The sequence below is a fragment of the Neisseria sp. P0001.S005 genome (assembly GCF_051963715.1).
The window spans coordinates 1-261 of record NZ_JBQCTZ010000992.1; the positions used below are offsets into that span (position 1 = coordinate 1).

Sequence of the window (261 nt, forward strand, 5' to 3'; positions counted from 1 at the left end):
GGCCTGATTTTCGTGCCACACCTTGTTCCGATGATACGCGGCATGCACGCCACCCTGTATCTGCACCTGCAAGAACATACCGATCCTGAAGCTTTGCTGCGCGAATACTACCGAGACAGTCCTTTTGTCGATATTTTGCCTTCAGGTTCGACACCTGAAACCCGCAGCGTGCGCGGTGCTAACCTTTGCCGTATCAGCGTTCAAAAAGCGCCCGATCAAGACGATGTGTGGATTGTTCTTTCCGTCATCGACAACTTGGTT

At 52.1% G+C, this 261-nt stretch carries 1 protein-coding gene; it reads left to right on the top strand.

Translation table 11 applies throughout. The features are described from left to right. Positions 1-261, top strand: a 261-nt coding sequence (locus ACTHSP_RS23805; RefSeq protein WP_440347209.1) for an Asd/ArgC dimerization domain-containing protein, incomplete at both ends; no start/stop codon positions are given.